Source organism: Sphingomonas sp. (genome assembly GCF_050725575.1).
Classification (GTDB): Bacteria; Pseudomonadota; Alphaproteobacteria; order Sphingomonadales; family Sphingomonadaceae; genus Sphingomonas.
Genome location: NZ_JBOHHW010000026.1, coordinates 21,390 through 36,938 on the forward strand (window position 1 = coordinate 21,390; position 15,549 = coordinate 36,938).

The 15,549-nt window shown below is 64.4% G+C and carries 17 protein-coding genes and 1 tRNA gene; 11 read left to right on the top strand and 7 right to left on the bottom strand.

The genetic code is table 11. The annotated features are described in order from the left end of the window. Nucleotides 1-38: 38 nt before the first annotated feature. Complete coding sequence (locus tag ACRECS_RS16805; protein WP_431584100.1) at nucleotides 39-1,463, bottom strand: sulfatase family protein; 1,425 nt, start codon at nucleotides 1,461-1,463, stop codon at nucleotides 39-41. Between the two features lie 150 nt (nucleotides 1,464-1,613). On the opposite strand from ACRECS_RS16805, the gene ACRECS_RS16810 reads away from it, so the two are divergent. Together ACRECS_RS16810 and ACRECS_RS16815 are read left to right on the top strand one after the other, a co-directional pair. Then, nucleotides 1,614-2,219: a TetR/AcrR family transcriptional regulator gene (locus tag ACRECS_RS16810; RefSeq protein ID WP_431584101.1), complete on the top strand. Its 606-nt coding sequence runs from the start codon at nucleotides 1,614-1,616 to the stop codon at nucleotides 2,217-2,219. 78 nt (nucleotides 2,220-2,297) lie between these two features. Continuing rightward, on the top strand, nucleotides 2,298-2,738 hold the full coding sequence (locus tag ACRECS_RS16815) for a hypothetical protein (RefSeq protein ID WP_431584102.1): 441 nt from the start codon (nucleotides 2,298-2,300) through the stop codon (nucleotides 2,736-2,738). On the opposite strand, the gene ACRECS_RS16820 is transcribed toward ACRECS_RS16815, so the two are convergent. Continuing rightward, nucleotides 2,704-2,777: transfer RNA gene (locus tag ACRECS_RS16820), tRNA-Gly, on the bottom strand. The genes ACRECS_RS16815 and ACRECS_RS16820 overlap by 35 nt on opposite strands. 193 nt (nucleotides 2,778-2,970) lie before the next feature. Here ACRECS_RS16820 and ACRECS_RS16825 point away from each other — a divergent pair. Beyond that, nucleotides 2,971-3,147 (top strand): hypothetical protein, encoded by a 177-nt coding sequence (locus ACRECS_RS16825; RefSeq protein WP_431584103.1) that lies wholly within the window; start codon nucleotides 2,971-2,973, stop codon nucleotides 3,145-3,147. A 10-nt stretch (nucleotides 3,148-3,157) separates the two neighbouring features. Here the strand turns inward: ACRECS_RS16825 and ACRECS_RS16830 are convergent, their stop codons facing one another. Next, nucleotides 3,158-4,510 carry a hypothetical protein gene (locus ACRECS_RS16830; RefSeq protein WP_431584147.1) on the bottom strand — a complete coding sequence of 451 codons (1,353 nt, stop codon included), beginning with the start codon at nucleotides 4,508-4,510 and terminating at the stop codon, nucleotides 3,158-3,160. A 491-nt stretch (nucleotides 4,511-5,001) separates the two neighbouring features. On the opposite strand from ACRECS_RS16830, the gene ACRECS_RS16835 reads away from it, so the two are divergent. From ACRECS_RS16835 to ACRECS_RS16850, 4 genes are read left to right on the top strand one after another with little or no spacing between them, the layout of a single operon-like run. Further along, nucleotides 5,002-5,922 carry an SGNH/GDSL hydrolase family protein gene (locus ACRECS_RS16835; protein WP_431584104.1) on the top strand — a complete coding sequence of 307 codons (921 nt, stop codon included), beginning with the start codon at nucleotides 5,002-5,004 and terminating at the stop codon, nucleotides 5,920-5,922. After that, a complete protein-coding gene (locus ACRECS_RS16840) occupies nucleotides 5,919-7,142 on the top strand; it encodes a GDSL-type esterase/lipase family protein (protein WP_431584105.1) in 1,224 nt (407 codons plus the stop codon). Before ACRECS_RS16835 ends, ACRECS_RS16840 begins: the two co-directional genes overlap by 4 nt. A 1-nt stretch (nucleotide 7,143) precedes the next feature. Continuing rightward, nucleotides 7,144-8,553 carry an MBOAT family O-acyltransferase gene (locus ACRECS_RS16845; protein WP_431584106.1) on the top strand — a complete coding sequence of 470 codons (1,410 nt, stop codon included), beginning with the start codon at nucleotides 7,144-7,146 and terminating at the stop codon, nucleotides 8,551-8,553. A gap of 13 nt (nucleotides 8,554-8,566) precedes the next feature. After that, nucleotides 8,567-8,887, top strand: a complete 321-nt coding sequence (locus tag ACRECS_RS16850) for a hypothetical protein (protein WP_431584107.1) — start codon at nucleotides 8,567-8,569, stop codon at nucleotides 8,885-8,887. A gap of 13 nt (nucleotides 8,888-8,900) precedes the next feature. Here ACRECS_RS16850 and ACRECS_RS16855 read toward each other — a convergent pair whose 3' ends face one another. Next, the gene (locus ACRECS_RS16855; protein WP_431584108.1) at nucleotides 8,901-9,470 is read right to left on the bottom strand and encodes a hypothetical protein; all 570 of its coding nucleotides are present in this window, start codon (nucleotides 9,468-9,470) and stop codon (nucleotides 8,901-8,903) included. 99 nt (nucleotides 9,471-9,569) lie between these two features. Next, nucleotides 9,570-10,094, bottom strand: a complete 525-nt coding sequence (locus ACRECS_RS16860; protein ID WP_431584109.1) for a DUF5681 domain-containing protein — start codon at nucleotides 10,092-10,094, stop codon at nucleotides 9,570-9,572. Between the two features lie 378 nt (nucleotides 10,095-10,472). Here ACRECS_RS16860 and ACRECS_RS16865 point away from each other — a divergent pair, with 378 nt between their 5' ends. The 4 genes from ACRECS_RS16865 to ACRECS_RS16880 all read left to right on the top strand — a co-directional run bounded on the left by ACRECS_RS16865 (nucleotide 10,473) and on the right by ACRECS_RS16880 (nucleotide 13,806). Beyond that, on the top strand, nucleotides 10,473-11,420 hold the full coding sequence (locus tag ACRECS_RS16865) for an alpha/beta hydrolase (RefSeq protein WP_431584110.1): 948 nt from the start codon (nucleotides 10,473-10,475) through the stop codon (nucleotides 11,418-11,420). A 98-nt stretch (nucleotides 11,421-11,518) separates the two neighbouring features. Further along, a complete protein-coding gene (locus ACRECS_RS16870; protein ID WP_431584111.1) occupies nucleotides 11,519-12,316 on the top strand; it encodes a helix-turn-helix transcriptional regulator in 798 nt (265 codons plus the stop codon). A 31-nt stretch (nucleotides 12,317-12,347) separates the two neighbouring features. After that, the gene (locus ACRECS_RS16875) at nucleotides 12,348-13,055 is read left to right on the top strand and encodes a FadR/GntR family transcriptional regulator (protein ID WP_431584112.1); all 708 of its coding nucleotides are present in this window, start codon (nucleotides 12,348-12,350) and stop codon (nucleotides 13,053-13,055) included. 67 nt (nucleotides 13,056-13,122) lie between these two features. Continuing rightward, entirely contained in the window at nucleotides 13,123-13,806 is a 684-nt protein-coding gene (locus ACRECS_RS16880; protein ID WP_431584113.1) for a lysozyme inhibitor LprI family protein, read from the top strand. 127 nt (nucleotides 13,807-13,933) lie between these two features. Here the strand turns inward: ACRECS_RS16880 and ACRECS_RS16885 are convergent, their stop codons facing one another. Both ACRECS_RS16885 and ACRECS_RS16890 read right to left on the bottom strand, forming a co-directional pair. Then, the gene (locus tag ACRECS_RS16885; protein ID WP_431584114.1) at nucleotides 13,934-14,584 is read right to left on the bottom strand and encodes a 2-hydroxychromene-2-carboxylate isomerase; all 651 of its coding nucleotides are present in this window, start codon (nucleotides 14,582-14,584) and stop codon (nucleotides 13,934-13,936) included. Next, complete coding sequence (locus tag ACRECS_RS16890) at nucleotides 14,581-15,543, bottom strand: haloalkane dehalogenase (RefSeq protein WP_431584115.1); 963 nt, start codon at nucleotides 15,541-15,543, stop codon at nucleotides 14,581-14,583. Before ACRECS_RS16890 ends, ACRECS_RS16885 begins: the two co-directional genes overlap by 4 nt. Nucleotides 15,544-15,549 lie beyond the last annotated feature (6 nt).

Below are 15,549 nucleotides of genomic sequence, written 5' to 3' on the forward strand. Positions count from 1 at the left end.
GGTTCGGCAGCCTCGATTTCCCTTTTGGGCGCGCCTTTCTAACCGCCGGCGTGCGCGTAGGGTGACGCCTCTCCCAGCCAGGGATCGCGCGTCGTGCGCCGCCAGTCGGCCAATTGCCGGCGAAGTCGCTCAAGCACCGTCGCCGCGTCCGGCCTATCGACCAGATTCACCAGCTCATCCGGATCGCTGCGTAGGTCGTACAATTCTTCCGCCGGGCGCCGCAGATAGGCGGCCTGAGGCCGGCGCCCGAGCCGCACCGACGGATCGGCGATGATTGCCTGCCAGCTTGGCGACCCGGCGACATCGCCCGCGATCGGATAATCGAGCGGATGGGCGAGATTGACGATATAGCTGTGCGTCCGGGTGCGGATCGCGCGCATCGGGTAATATTGGTTGATCTCGTGAAATTCATGGCTCGCAAAGACGGCGTCATGACCCGGCGCATCGGTCTTGCCGAGCAGCGGCAGCAGTGATTTTCCCGGCAAGGGCTGACGCGGGCCGGCGGCGCCCGTCCAGTCGAGGATCGTCGGGACCATATCGATGAAGCTCACCATCGCCTGATTGACTGCGCCGCCGTCATGGCCGGGTGCATGAACGATCAGCGGCAGATGCAGCCCCGGCGCATAAAGGTTGGTCTTGGCGCCGGGAAAGGGCCGGCCATTGTCGCTGAGATAGAGGATCAGCGTATCGTCGGCATGTCCCGCTGCCTTGAGCCCGTCGAGCAACAAGCCGATACCGCTGTCGAGCCGGCTCACCGATTCATAATAGGCCGCCAGGTCCGCCCGTACCGCGGGCAGGTCGGGCAAATGCGACGGAAGCGTCACCGTCGCCGGATCGTAATGGACCGGCGCGATGCGCGGCCAGTCGCCATTGCCGTAACCACCTGGCGCGCGGTGCGGGTCGCTATAGCCGATCGTCACGAAGAAGGGCTGCTCGCCCGCCGACCGGATGAAGTCGAGCGTCGCTCCGGCCATTGCGGCGACATCGCGCACGCCGCTTCGCTCAGGCAGCAGTTCGGCATCATAGGGAAAGGCAGCATCGGGCCGGACATGCTTCTTGCCCACCAGCGCGGTCGCGTAGCCCGCTTTCTTCAGCAGCGCCGGAATGGTCTCGACCCCGTCGAGCAGCGACTGGTTATGGAAATCATGCGCCAGGCCGTACATGCCGTTCTGATGCGTATAGAGGCCGGTATAAATGACCGAGCGGCTCGGGCTGCATGACGAGACCGCGGCATAGGCGTTGGCGAAGCGTGTGCCGGCCCGTGCCAGTGCATCGATATGCGGCGTGCGCACGCCGGTGCCATAGCATCCCGCATCGAGGCCCTGATCGTCGGCGATCAGCAACAGGACGTTGCGCGTTGTGCCGGGGCGGGGCGGCGATCCCCACGCCCGCGTGCCGCTGGCCGGTAACGTCGCACCGGCGGCAAGGGCCGCGACCGAAGCCAAGAGCGAACGACGATCCATTGGCGATCTTTCCATTCTGACCGCAATGTCGATGATCCGCCCGACCTGTTCCGTCAACTGGCCAGGGCGAGAGGTCTGCCTCGCAATGCCCGGCCTATCGCGATAAGGCTGGTCGAAAGGGCATCGATCTCAGCGGAGCGAAAAAATCGAATGACGTCGCAACAGCCTCCGGCCTCGCCGCGCACCAAGCCCGCCGACGTGCGGCGCGACGAGCTCATGGACGCTGCTCAGGCCCTATTTCTCGAAAAGGGTATTGCCGGGACAATCGTCGACGACATCGTGGGTAGAGCAGGGGCCTCGAAAGGCACATTCTACCATTATTTCAAAGCCAAGCCCGATATCGTGGTGGCGATCCGCGAACGCTTCTCGCGGGATTTCCGCGAACGGGCACAGGCCGCGGTCGACGCTGTCGATCAGGACGACTGGTCCGGCAAGATAGCGGCCTGGACCCGGTCGACCGTGAATGGCTATCTGAGCGAATACCAGCTTCACGACATCCTCTATCACGGCGATGCGGGGCATGGGCGCGGCAATGCCGAGCTGAACGCCGTGTTCGACCAGATCGAAACGGTCATTTCCGCGGGGCGTGCCGCAAACGCCTGGAGTGTCGACAATCCGCGGCTGACCGCGGTCATACTCTTCTACGCGATGCACGGGGTGGTGGACGATGTGATTGCATCCGGCCTCCACGACGCGGCGACCGCGACTGATCAGCTCGTGGCAATCTTCAACCGCATGCTGGCCCTTCCTCGCTAGCGAATCCGACGATCGCGAGGGGCTTGGCGCTTCCTCTATTGCGACGCATTCTCATTGACCGACGGTCGGTCGAATGCTATGAATCTTCGTATCGCGAGGTACGGAAGAGCGAACCCAATGCCCAAAGCAGTATTTTGCAATCCGGCTGCCGAGATGGAGCTCAGGCTCTGGGACATGGCCGAGCGCTGCATCAAGGACGATCTGGCGCGGGAACAGATCTGGATGTTCACCGCGGTGCAACTGGCATCGCGCTACAGCGCGGGCGGGCTGGCGCCGGTTCTGCAACAGGGGCTCAGCGATTTTCTGGCTGCCTTTGCCCGCAATCTCGCTGACGGGATCAGCCGCGGAATCATCCGCTGGCTGGACAATCCCGCGCCCGTTTTCGTCAAGCTTGCGAGCTATATCCAGTATATCGAGGCAGAGATGGCGCAGATGGCCATGCCGGATATTGGCGAACCGCTGGGAGATCAGACGATGGTCAGGCTGGAGCGGGTGAAGGGAATCGAACCCTCGTCGTAAGCTTGGGAAGCTTCTGCTCTGCCATTGAGCTACACCCGCGACGCGCGCCGATTGCCACAGCTGGACGGTATCGGTCAATGTGAAGCTGGCGAATAAGAGAAATGCGCCGGCGGACGGTCATTCGCCCCATGCGACTCCCGCTTTGTCCCGCGCCCGCCGGCACTTGCGACGGGCCGATCGATATCATCGAAATCCCACGCAACCAATTGACCCGCTGGCGCTTATATCGCCGATGAAAAGCCCAGATGCCCCCAGCAAGCAGCTGACCCGAGCCTATCGATTGTCGAAGGAAGCGAGCAATTGCCTCACCATTGCCATTGGCAGCCGATCGACCAGCGACGCGGCCGAACTGATCGACGAAGCAATCAAGCTTGCGACCCGCGCGCGCGAACTGCGCGAATGGGCCTGATCCTTCCGGGCTAGCGACCGCCGGGTGCCGTGATGCCTGCGGTCACGCCGCCCGGACCGGTGCGCAGCAATGACCAGTCCAGCGGCAGGTAATCGACCGACATATAGAAATAAAAGGCGCAGGAGCCGTCGCGGCGATAGCTGCCGCCCTTCAATATGCCGAACGCGGTCGTGCCGCTGAACACCGGTGATCCGCTGTCCCCGCCCTTGCAGGTCGGCCCCGACACCGTGACCCAGGTCGGCAGGCACGCGCCGCCGCACAGATCGCCGGCAGGCGCGAAATCGGTCAGCTCGACCAGGGCGCAGCTATAGCCGGTGCGCTCGCCGCGATGGCACACGAAATCGCCCGCCCGGGTCGCGGCGCGGCCGCGCTGCCCGGTCACCGGCCGCAACCGCGTCTTGCCGGTGTCGGCATAGAAGAGCGGCTTCGGCATTTCGCTGCTGCCGTTGATCTGAACGTCGCGATAGCCCCACCCCCATTGCGCGATGAAATCGAGCGGCAATTGGCCTTGCTCCCGATCGTGGTAGGACATCGCGTCAAGGCAATGCGCGGCGGTGGTCACACCGTAGCGCACCCCGTCGCTGACCGTGAAGCCAGTGGTGCAGACATAGCGCTTGCCGTCGTCCGGGCTGACCCCTTCGACCCGCGCCCCGCCGGCAATGTCGAGATTCTTGTCGATCCGGTCGGTGATCCGTACCTGCACCGGTACCCCGGCGATCGCTTCGATCCGCGCCTTGATCGTATCCGCCCCCGCCGCGCCGTCGGCCGTGCCGATCGTGATGGTCAGTTCACCGGTGCGCGGGTCGAGTCCCATGCCTGGCGGGCGGCGCAGCGCTGCGCGGATGGCGCTCTGGTACCAGGTCATCGCCCAGATCACCCGCTCGCGCGACACCCGCGCGCCAGTGCGGAAGACGATCGGCACGGTCATCCCGCCGGCCCATACGCCCATCGTCGGGACGGGGGTGTCGCCGGTCAGATAGACGATGATACGATAGGCCGGCCGATGCTCGATCGCGATGCCGGCGAGCCGGTCGCGATAGGTTTCGGCGATCCGGTCGGTCGCGGCGACGCTTTCCTCCTGTGCGGCGAGCCGATGGATCGCTTCGTCGATCGGCACACCGAACTGGCGGGCATATTCAACGCCGTCACGCGCCCGCGCCTCGGCCAGCGTTTCGACGATCGGCGGGGGGCGCTGGGAAACCGGTTTGGCGGGAAGTGGCTTGGCGGGCGCGGGTTGGGTGAGAACCGGCCCGGCAGGAGCGGGGTCTTGGGACGGGGGTGTGACTGCGGCGGTCGGCGGCGTTTGCCCCCGGCCCGGCGCGCCGATCGCTGCCGAAAACATCAGAAAAGCCGCGATGATCATCTTGCGCACCCGCGCCCGCTACCAGCATTGGCCGGGGCTGGCGAGCGCGACTCGCAAATATGGGTGGTGCGCTTGCCCCGCGCCGCACGTTTCAAAGAAGAGGCGAAACGGTTCAACGACAGAACGCCACGGTTCACCGCGAATGATATACAATTCCATTGTTGAATCGAACACAGATCAACGCGGCCGAAAAACGGGTTGCCGGCCTCTTTGATGAGACACGATCATGCGCTATCGGCATTCCGGAAAATCAGCATCTATAGTATAGATGTCGTATATTATCCGCGATTTCTATCGAGCCAGCCAAGGATAACTCCATATTTTTGCAAGTGTGGTCTATATAGCCTCGTAAAATGAAGGGTATTTTCAACAAAATTGAGGTATATATACTTGTACTGTTGAGTAAAATCTAACAATAGATTGAAAATCGATCTGGACTGTTTTCGATCTGTCACGTAAAAGATCGTCCGTCTCCAACAGACGGGTTCAACATGTCGCTTAAAAAAATGGTACTGGACCGTTCCGCGGTCCTGCTGGTCGGCGTATGCGCCGGTGCCGCAATCGGGTTTTCCTTTATCGGGCACTCGGATTCCGCTCAATCGACAGTAATCGCGCCACCGGCCTGCGCGACGGCTAAGCCGGTCGGCGTCGACCGGGCGCCCGAGGTCGCGGCGGCGTTGCAATGTGCGGCGCCGGCCCAGCGCCAATTGCTCGGCACCTTGAAAAAGGGCGGGCCGGTGCGGATCGCAGTGTTCGGCGACAGCTTCGGCGACGGCGTCGCATTCGGCCTGCAGCAGCAACTGACCCGCAAGGCCGGCTATGACGTCCTCAAATACAGCCAGCCCGCAACCGGCTTCACCCGCTACAAAAGGCTCAATCTCGAAACCCGCGCCGGCGAGCAGCTCGGCGGGGCGCCGATCGATATCGCGGTCATCTCGTTCGGCGCGAACGATGCGCAGGGGATCATCACCGACAAGGGCGACTATGCGGCGCTGATGGGGCCCAAATGGCAGGACCAGATCGGCATCCGGCTTGACCGTTTCGTCGCCCTGCTGCGCCGGCATCATGCGATGGTTTATTGGGTCGGCCTGCCGCGCATGCGCGAGGCCGGGCTTGATGGCGATGTCGGCGCAATCAACGATTTCTATGCCCGTCGCATGGCTGCGCTCGGCGTGCCGTTCATCGATACGCGGCCGGTCGCGTCGGACGCCAAGGGGCAATATGCCGCCTATCTCGACGATCCCGCGACCGGGAAACGCACCCTGGTGCGAGAAGGCGACGGCATCCATATGTCGATGACCGGCTATAAATGGATCACTCACGGGCTCAGCGAACGCATTCGCGGCTATGTCGAGGCGACGAAGAAGATCGAGACTGCCGGGGCAGCCCCGGTCGCGATGGGTGGCCAGTGAAAGCGATCTTCCCCGCACTCGCACTGCTCGCAATGCCGGCCGTGGCACAGGCCGCGCCCTGCACCGGGCCGGTGTGCAATTTCGACACGCTCGCACCCTATTTCGCCAGGCTGGCGGCGATTGGCGATGCGCGCGGCATGCCGCCGGTGCATATCGTCCAGATCGGCGACAGCCACACCGCCGGCGATGCGCTGACCGGTGCCTGGCGAGAGTTGCTGCAGGCGCGCTGGGGCGGCGGGGGCAGGGGCGTGTTGCCGCCCGGCCGCCCTTATGACGGCTATCTCACCCGCGGCGTCACCGCGGCCATGTCGCCCGGCTGGAGCATCGCCGCGACCTTCGGCAAGGCATCATCCGAGCCTCGCCCGCCGCTCGGCCTGACCAGCTACAGCCTGACCTCGCTCCGCCCCGGCGCGACGATGGGTCTCGCCGCCGATCCGGCAATGCTGTTCGACCGCGTCACCCTGTGCGCGATCGCCGGCCCGGCCGCGGGAACGCTGGCGGTGCAGGTCGGCGCCGGCAATGAACAACGCCTCGACTTCGCCGCCGATGCGATCATGCCGCGCTGCCAGACGATCCGCACCGCCACACAGCAATCCACTCTGTCAGTCACCGCGCTCGATCGCCCGGTCACCATCACCTCCTGGGCGACCTTCCATGACGATGGCGGCGTCGCCTTGTCCAATCTCGGCGTGGTCGGGGCGCAGCTCGTGCATTTCGGCCGGACTGACGATGCACTGCTTGCCGAGGAACTGAAGGCCTATACGCCCGATCTGATCGTGCTGGCGTTCGGCACCAATGAAGGCTTCGCGCCGCGCTTCGACGGCGATGCCTATGAGGCGAGCCTGCGCGCGCAGATCGACCGGCTCCGTACGCTGTCGGGCGCCGTCCCGATCCTGCTGCTCGGCGTGCCCAATGCGCTCAGCCGCAATCCGGCGCTGCGCAGCAATGCGCCGGGCATGGGGATTGGCTGCGGCGGCACGCTGTTCGCACCGCCCGCGCTTGATCGTGTTCGCGCCATCCAGCGCAAGGTCGCCGGCGATCTCGGTATCGCCTTCTGGGACTGGCAGGCGCGCATGGGCGGCCCGTGCACGGCGGCGCGCTGGGTTGCTGCGGTGCCGCCGTTGATGCGACCCGACCATGTCCATTTCCGGACCCCCGGCGGGGCGACGCTCGCGCGCCTGCTGCAGGACGATCTCGACCACGCGATGCAGGATCAGTGAGATGCTTTTCCCCACCCTCAGCTTCGGGCTGTTCTTCCTGATCGTCTTTGCCGGTGTGTGGTCGTTCCGCTCCAACGACTGGCGCAAATTGCTGTTGCTGGTCGCCAGCTGGGTATTCTACGGCGCATGGGACTGGCGCTTCGTGCCGCTGCTCATCGTCTCGGCGGTGATCAACTGGGGTACCGCCGCGCTGATCGCACACAGCGATGACCCGCGCCGCCGCAAGGCGCTGTTGATCGCTGGCGTGGCCGTCAATCTGGCGATGCTTGGCTTCTTCAAATATTTCGACTTCTTCGCCGAACAGGCTGGCGGATTGCTCGCGCTGACCGGCATCGCGCAGGACCCCGCGCTAATGCAGGTGATCCTGCCGGTCGGCATTTCCTTCTTCACCTTCCAGGGCATTTCCTATGTCGTCGATGTGTCGAAGGGCCGCGTGCCGCCGGCGCGGCTGCTCGACATCCTGCTCCTGATGTCCTTCTTCCCGCATCTCGTCGCCGGGCCGATCGTGCGCGCTGCGGATCTGGTGCCGCAATTTCAGCAGGTACCGCGGATCAATCGCGGCATGGTGTCGATGGGCTTGCTGCTGATCGTCTGGGGCCTGTTCAAGAAAGCGGTGATTGCATCGGAGATCGCGACACAGTTCGTCGATCCGGTCTTCACCGCGCCGCAGCTTCACTCGTCGCTTGACCTGATCCTCGCGGCCTATGGCTATGCGGTGCAGATCTACTGCGATTTCTCGGCCTATTCGGACATGGCGATCGGTATCGCCGCGCTGCTCGGTTACCGCTTCCCGCGCAATTTCGACCGCCCCTATCGCGCGGAATCGCTGCAGGAATTCTGGCGCCGCTGGCATATCAGCCTGTCGCGCTGGCTTCGCGACTATCTCTATATCGACGCGCTTGGCGGCAACAAAGGTGGCCGGTTCCGGGTCTATCGCAACCTGATGATCACCATGCTGCTTGGCGGGCTATGGCATGGCGCGAGCTGGACCTTCGTCATCTGGGGCGGGCTGCACGGCGCTGCGCTGGTGGTCGAACGGGCCTGGTCGCGCGCGCGCCTGACCAGGGATGTGGTGCTGCCGCGCTGGGCGCGCATTGCGCTTACCTTCCATGTCGTGGTGCTTGGCTGGATCTTCTTTCGCGCGGCAAGCTTCGGCGATGCGCTGGCCTATCTTGGCGGCATCATCGCCCCGGCACAGGACGGCCTGACCACCGTCACGCCATTGGTGCTGCTGCTGATCGCGTTCGGCCTGGCGATCCACGCGCTCTCCTGGGACGCGATGACTCGCGCGGCACAGCGTATCCGCGCGCTGCCCGCGCCTTTGGTCGCGGCCGGGCTGGCGGTGCTGATGCTGGTGGTCGACGCGATGCGCTACGAAGGGGTCGCCCCCTTCATCTATTTCCGTTTTTGAAGGGGTCGCCTCAATGAATAGCTACGAATTCCCGACCGATCTCCCTGATGATGCCGATAATGGTGGCGCAGGCACGCTGCGCTGGACCGCGACGATCGTTATTCTCACCACCGCGTTTCTCGCATTGTTCAACGCGCATACCCTCACCGGCTGGGCCGAGGATCTGCCGCCCGGGCCAGCGATGGTGAAGGTCGTGGCGGCGGCGAACCGCTGGGAACAGGCCACCGCCGATCTCGGCCTCGGCTCAGGCCATGCGCGCATGCACAAGGCCTGGACCCGGCTCGAGCGCAAGCGCTGGTCGGGGGAGGGCGATGTGCAGATGGCGCAGCGTTAGGATGATCACGCGTTCATTGGTCGGTTTCAGCTTCTTCAGCTTCGGCCCTTGAGCTGCTGATGGTAATTGTGGAGGCGCCCGAATTTTCAAGCAGATCCAGCATTTCCCATAAAGCCTCGGGTTCAGCCGTGCCGAAATCGACGCTCAGCAGATGAGGTGCGACGAGCAATGAGTGGATGACACAAGAGATTTCTGCGTCTGCCTCACGGCGGGCATCGTCGGGATCAAACCAGCGCTGAAACCAGGCGTGCAAGTCTGCTTCGGATATCGCTTCGACGTCATGGTGCAGCAGGATATCGTCCCATTGCAAATGCTGGATGATCAGAGTGGATTCGCCATAGCTTCCCGTGATTCGATCGAATGAAAGGAAGGTGTCCGGGGAAAGCTCGATGACACGGCTTTGAGTATCGTTGCCGACGAAATCAGCACAATACAGCCGCGCGAATACAGGACTCTCCTCGCTGAGTTGCATTTTAACCTCAGACGCGCCCTGCCGATATCTACTCTGCTGTTCATCAGCAAACGATTGGAATTGCTCGACATAATGGTCACGAATGCGGGTGACGAGAGCTGATACATCCATCAGGTCATCGTGCCGCTGACGCTGATGGCTTGCAAGAATATCCTTCCATTTTCCATGGATATACGACGGGCCGGGAAGCTACTCGGCCGACCCGCCCAGTCACCCATCCTCGCCCCGCACCACGACCCTGCCCGTCTTGGGATCGAACAGGATATCGTCCGCGTAGAATTCCGTGATGTCCCCCCTCTCACCCTTACGCGCACTGATTTCTTTTTGCTGGGCGTCCCGCTCGAACACGCTGTAGATCGCCACCTGCGCCATTTTCTGGTCGGCCTCCGCCTGTCGCACCAGTTCGGTCCAGCGGCGCATCGCGGTGGGATTGCCGTTCAGGGCGGCGGTTGCCAGCGATCGCATCACGGCCTGGCCCATCCGCATCTCGACGATCTTGCCGTCGACATCCACCGGCACCATGCGATACGCCTCGTCCAGGATCATCCCCCGGGTCGGCTCATCGGATCCGCGCAGGCGGTCGCCCGGCGCGCCGGTCGCGCGCGGGCGTCCTGCCGGGTTGCCCGATTGCCCTTTTGGGAAACGATGCTCGACCGGCGGCCGGCAATTCCCCACCGCATAGCCTTCGCCGTCCTGCTCCGCGGCATCCCACCGCCCGGTCTCTTCGCGGTTCATCGCGCCACTCCGGCGCACAAATCGATGATGAATGATTCAAGATGAAAGCTGGTCATGGCAGTGCTCCGTCAATGATGAACGATCACTCCCTCAAAACAGATTTTGCGACTCGGTTGAATCGATCCTCCCTGTTTAGAGTCGGGGCGCTCCCTGTTCATGTCGCGGCATCTCCCTGTTCGGGATCACTCATCTCCCTGTTTCCGAATAACAGGGAGAATGGCCATCAAGATGTTGATAAATGGAGATATTATCTCCAACAAAATCGCCCTGATCGGGCCAAAAAACATGCCGCTCCCTGTTATTCTCCCTGTTATCGTCAATTAACAGGGAGCGCGGCGCGGGCGTCGGCGCGCATCAACGACCAATGGAGAGCCTGATATGGATACACTGCACCTCGTCGATCCGGAACTCCGCCCGTTGCTCGCCGTCTGGCCGACCATGACAGTCACCGCCGACAACCTTGCCGATATGCGCGCGCGTCAATTGCCGCTGCCGGAGATCGACACCAGCGGCTCGACGCTCGAGCGGTTGAGCGTGCCCGGCCCGGCCGGTGCGCCGGCGATCGAGCTGCATATCTACACGCCGGTCGCGGCTGCCGCGCCCTTGCCGTGCATCTACCATATCCATGGCGGCGGCTATATCGGCGGCTCGGCCAAGTCGATGGAGCCGGTCCACCGCATGATGGTCGCGGATCTTGGCTGCGCCATCGTCTCGGTCGAGTATCGCCTCGCACCCGAGACAGTGTTCCCGGGCGCGATCGAGGATTGCTATGCCGGGCTTGCCTGGACCTTCGCCAACGCCGCGCGGCTCGGCATCGACACGGCCCGGATCGGCGTGATGGGTGAAAGCGCGGGCGGTGGTCTGGCGGCGGCGCTGGCACTGCTTGCACGGGATCGTGGCGACTATGCGCTCGCCTTTCAGCACCTGATCTATCCCATGCTCGATGACCGCACTTGCGTGTCGCCCGACCCGCATCCGGTCACCGGTGAATTTATCTGGCACGCCCACAACAACCGCTTCGGCTGGGCATCGCTGCTCGGCCAGGAGCCGGGTGGAGAGGGGGTGTCGCCTTACGCCGCCGCTGCCCGCGCCGATGATCTGACGGGATTGCCGCCAACCTTTATCAGCACTGGCGGGCTCGACCTCTTCCTTGAAGAGGATATCGACTATGCCCGCCGCCTGATGCGCGCGGGCGTGCCGACCGAATTGCATGTCTATCCCGGCGGCTTTCACGGCTTCGACATCCTGCCCGACACGCGCATCGGCGGCGCGGCGCGGCGCGACAGCCGCGCGGCGCTCGCGCACTTCCTCAGGCCGAAGGACTGACTTTCGGCCGTTCCGGACCGACCTATCCGATAGGATTGCAATCATGCCGGGAACGATTATGGCCCGTTGACGGCCAGCAGAGTCGAAAGGAGAGCGCCATGGAAGCCTTGCCGAAGCAGACACCGATCCAGGCAGTCGTCGTGGCGCCCGAAATGACCACGCTGATCGGCATTGGCGACATGGACGGCGTGGCGCTTCCCGCTGAGTCAGCACTGCTCGTCTACAGCTTCGGTGGCGTCGGCGCCCCGGCCACATTGCGCATTGCCCATGACGCCCATGTCGAGCCGCTCGGCGAGGCGCCGGAGGGGGCGGCGAGCATCTCCTTCGTCGTCACGCATGAAGTGCTTGGCCGCCTGTTTGGCTGGGACTCGGCACCCGAGCATGGCCGGCGTTATCATCTGACCTCGGACCAGCGCGCCATTGGCCTTGCGCTGCGCGATTATCCGGCGGGGACCTTCTGCGAGGCCTATCGCACCGGCAAGAGCATCGAGCTGCTGTGCGAAACCGGCCGCCTGCTCGCCGCGGGCGAGTTGATCCCGGTCGCCGCCGACGGCGTGCTGTCGCTCGCCGACAGCCGAAGGCTGGTCGATGCCCGGCGCATCATCGACGAACGCTGGTCGGAGAAGCTGACACTTGACGGACTGGCGCGCGCCTGCGGGATCAACCGCGCCAAGCTCACCCGCGGTTTTCGCGAACTCTATCACTGCACCGTTGCCGAGGCGCTGGCCGAACGTCGCCTTGCCGAGGCGAGCCGCCGGCTGCTGTCGACCGACCTGCCGGTGTCGAAGATCGGCTATGAAAGCGGCTATCTCAACAATGCCAGCTTCGCCCGCGCCTTTGGCCGCCGCTTCGGCGTGTCGCCGAGCGAGTATCGCGGCCGCACGCTCGCTGCCTGAGGGGGCTTGCTGAAGGAGGCCTGGCGGCACCATGTCCGACACGATGACCGATGGCGGCGGATCGCTGGTCCGCCGCGCGATGGATGCGGTCAATGCCCATATCCTCGATCGCAAGCTGCGCGTTGGCGATACCTTGCCGGGCGAGGGGCATTTCGCCGAGCAGCTCGGCGTCAGCCGCGCGGTGATGCGTGAGGCGTTCGGGGCGCTTGCCGCGCTCAAGCTGCTCGATGTCGGCAATGGCCGCCGCGCGCGCGTCGGGGCGATCGACGGCTCGGTCATGGCGACCTCGCTCAGCCATGCGATCAGCACCGACCAGGTAACCGTGCCGGAGATCTGGGACGTGCGCCGCACGCTTGAGGTGCGCACCGCGGCACTCGCCGCCGTCAATCGCAGTGCGGAGGATGCCGCGCATATCCTCGCACTGGCCGAGGCGATGGCCGCCGACAATGCCGATATGGCGCAGGTCACGCGCCACGACATCGAATTCCATGACCGTATCGCCCGCGCCGGGCGCAATGCGCTGTTCGTGCAGATCGTCCAGTCCTTCGCCCCGCTGATGCAGGTCGCCGTGCCGGCCGCGTGGCGTACCCGCGTCTCGATCGAGCATCGCGGACTGATGATCGAGCGCCACCGCGCGATCGCCGTCGCGATCGCCGACCGCGATCCGGACGCCGCCGCCGCCGCGATGGAGGCGCATTTCGACACCGCGGTCGGGGCGGTGCTGAGCGAGCTCGCCTAGCGGCGCGTTCAATTGCGAGCACGGGCGTTTCGCGGTAAACGAGGCGCTCAAGTGAAGGGGGTCAGCCATGCTTCGCTATGTCGCCATGTTCTTGGGTCTGATGCTGCTCGCCGGTACCGTGCCGGCCGGTGCGGCCAGTTTCGATTGCGCCAAGGCCTCGACCAGGGTCGAGAAATTGGTCTGTTCCGACCCGCAACTGTCGCGTCTCGATGACAGCCTGGCGGCTGCGTACCGCGAGGCGCTCAAGCTCTGGGACGGCCGGATCGCCGCCTATGTGAAGCTCACCCAGCGCGGCTGGATGGGCGAACGCACTCTGCTGCCTGCCGGGACCGGAATGGGCGGAGTCTATTGCGAGGATGATGCGGAGCGCCTGACCTGCCTGCGCGGCCTCTATACCGATCGGATCGCAATCCTCAAAAACCCCGGCTTCCGGCTGAGCGGTATGTACTATCGCGGCAAGGACATGCTCAGGATCACAGCCCGCCCGGGCGGGCTGGAACTGGGCCTTGCCCAGGCCGATCCCAATGCGGTGCAGGTCTTTACCGAAGAGGGCAAGCCGGTGCCGGTGGCGGCCGGCCAGACGACTATGGCCTTCCCGCTGATGGGCGAGGGGAAAGAAGCCTGCCGCCTCGAAGCCGCGTTCACCGTCGATGCCGTGGTGCTAACCCCGCATGGCCCATGCTCCGGCGCCCGGCTGGGCGGACGCTGGCTGCGCAACCAGGCCTTCGACCCCGAGGGTGAGCAATTCTAGCCGCACCGGAAGCGATTCAACCGCGATCGAGTTTGCGGCAGTGTGAAGAGCGATGGAACCTTAACCTGGGTTTCGTTCCGCTCTTTCTCAGTTCCGGAAAAATGAGGCGCCGATAACGGCGCGCGATTTACCGTCGCACCAGGCCTTTCTGCGCCATGCGCCAGGTCAATTGGTCGAAGCGGTCCTGGCCGAAGAACGGCTCGCCGTCGAACAGCATCAGCGGCACGCCGTAATGGCCGCCGGCGCGCTGCGCGTCCTGCGATGCTTCGATCATGCGGTCGAAGCGATCCGGGTCGGCGGCGATCGCGGCATCCAGCTCGGCCAGGTCGAGCCCGGCACGGTCGGCGGCGCGGGCGAGGTGGTCGCCCCGGTGCCAATTGTCGGTCGTGCCGTCCCAGATGATCCGGCTGACCTGATCGATGAAGCGCAGGCCGTGGCCGCGTTCGGTCGCCGCCTGGCCGAGCCGGGTGAGGCGGTGGATATATGGCTGCTGCTTGGGATAGGTACGCGTCGCCGGGTCCATCAGCACCGGGTCAGGCACCGGCCAGCGGATCGGCAAGCCGGCGAATTCCGCACTGCGCCGCATGTCGAGCATGAAATAGCTGAACCACAGGGGATCCGAATTGGCGAAGAAGTCCGGCTGGCGGACCGCGATCGGATAGACCGGGCGGACGATGCAGGCGACGTCGTAGTCGCGCTCCAGTTCGACCAGTCGCGATGTGACCAGATAGGAATAAGGCGAGCGGAACGACCAGAAGAGATCGTAGCTGAGCCTCACAGCGCTACGCCTTGCCTCTTGAGATAGGGTTGCCCGGCATCAGGGCTCATGGCCTGACCATCGGCGCGAACAAAGGAATCGATGATCGCGCACAATTGCTCGGGCGCATCTTCCTGCAGGAAATGGCCGGCATTCTCGATCGTCACATGCGGCTGGCCCCTGGTCCCGGGCACGCGCTGCAGGAACGGTCTGGCGCCGCCCGCCGTGACCGGATCCTTGTCGCTGAAACAAGTGAGGACTGGCTTGTCGAACTGTTCCAGCACCGTCCACGCGGCGAGGTTCTCCGCGACCGATGCCTGGTCGGGCTGGACCGGCACCAGCGTCGGGAAAATGCGCGCGCCGGCCTTGTAGCTCTCGTCCGGATAGGGCGCGTCATAGGCGGCCATTTCCGCAGCGCTCAGGTCGCGCACCACGCCGCCATTGACGATGGCGCCGGTGGGAAAGGGATCGACCTTCTGGCTGAACTGGCGCCACGCCTCGAACGCGTCGGAAAAGCCCGATCCGGTGGGCAAGCCGGTATTGCCGACGATCACGCGCGCGAAGCGATCGGGGAAGGCGGCGACCAGCCTGAGCCCGATCAGCCCGCCCCAGTCCTGGCAGAACAGGGTGATATCGGTCAGGTCGAGCGCCTGGAGCCAGGCACTCATCCAGGCGACATGGCGTTCATAGCTATAATCGCCGAGTGCGACCGGCTTGTCGGACTTGCCGAAGCCGATCAGGTCGGGGGCGATGACGCGGTGGCCCCTAGCGGAGAGCGCGGGGACGAATTTGCGGTAGAGATAGGACCAGCTTGGCTCGCCATGCATCAGCAGGACAGGGGCGGCGTCGGCGGAGCCTTCATCGACATAATGCAGGCGCAGCGCGGTGCCGTCGGCATCGACGACGGTCCGATACTGCGGGGCGAAGGAATAGCCCGGCAGATCGGCGAAGCGCTCGTCGGGCGTTCTCAATACCAGCATATCGCT

Bases quoted from the DNA above. Each gene is read 5' to 3' on its own strand.
- ACRECS_RS16865 (WP_431584110.1), top strand. From the start codon at position 10,473: ATGGATACACTGCACCTCGTCGATCCGGAACTCCGCCCGTTGCTCGCC.
- ACRECS_RS16890 (WP_431584115.1), bottom strand. From the start codon at position 15,543: ATGCTGGTATTGAGAACGCCCGACGAGCGCTTCGCCGATCTGCCGGGC.
- ACRECS_RS16815 (WP_431584102.1), top strand. From the start codon at position 2,298: ATGAATCTTCGTATCGCGAGGTACGGAAGAGCGAACCCAATGCCCAAA.
- ACRECS_RS16810 (WP_431584101.1), top strand. From the start codon at position 1,614: ATGACGTCGCAACAGCCTCCGGCCTCGCCGCGCACCAAGCCCGCCGAC.
- ACRECS_RS16880 (WP_431584113.1), top strand. From the start codon at position 13,123: ATGCTTCGCTATGTCGCCATGTTCTTGGGTCTGATGCTGCTCGCCGGT.
- ACRECS_RS16855 (WP_431584108.1), bottom strand. From the start codon at position 9,470: ATGGATGTATCAGCTCTCGTCACCCGCATTCGTGACCATTATGTCGAG.
- ACRECS_RS16845 (WP_431584106.1), top strand. From the start codon at position 7,144: ATGCTTTTCCCCACCCTCAGCTTCGGGCTGTTCTTCCTGATCGTCTTT.
- ACRECS_RS16875 (WP_431584112.1), top strand. From the start codon at position 12,348: ATGTCCGACACGATGACCGATGGCGGCGGATCGCTGGTCCGCCGCGCG.
- ACRECS_RS16830 (WP_431584147.1), bottom strand. From the start codon at position 4,510: ATGATCATCGCGGCTTTTCTGATGTTTTCGGCAGCGATCGGCGCGCCG.
- ACRECS_RS16860 (WP_431584109.1), bottom strand. From the start codon at position 10,094: ATGAACCGCGAAGAGACCGGGCGGTGGGATGCCGCGGAGCAGGACGGC.
- ACRECS_RS16835 (WP_431584104.1), top strand. From the start codon at position 5,002: ATGTCGCTTAAAAAAATGGTACTGGACCGTTCCGCGGTCCTGCTGGTC.
- ACRECS_RS16825 (WP_431584103.1), top strand. From the start codon at position 2,971: ATGAAAAGCCCAGATGCCCCCAGCAAGCAGCTGACCCGAGCCTATCGA.
- ACRECS_RS16850 (WP_431584107.1), top strand. From the start codon at position 8,567: ATGAATAGCTACGAATTCCCGACCGATCTCCCTGATGATGCCGATAAT.
- ACRECS_RS16870 (WP_431584111.1), top strand. From the start codon at position 11,519: ATGGAAGCCTTGCCGAAGCAGACACCGATCCAGGCAGTCGTCGTGGCG.
- ACRECS_RS16805 (WP_431584100.1), bottom strand. From the start codon at position 1,463: ATGGATCGTCGTTCGCTCTTGGCTTCGGTCGCGGCCCTTGCCGCCGGT.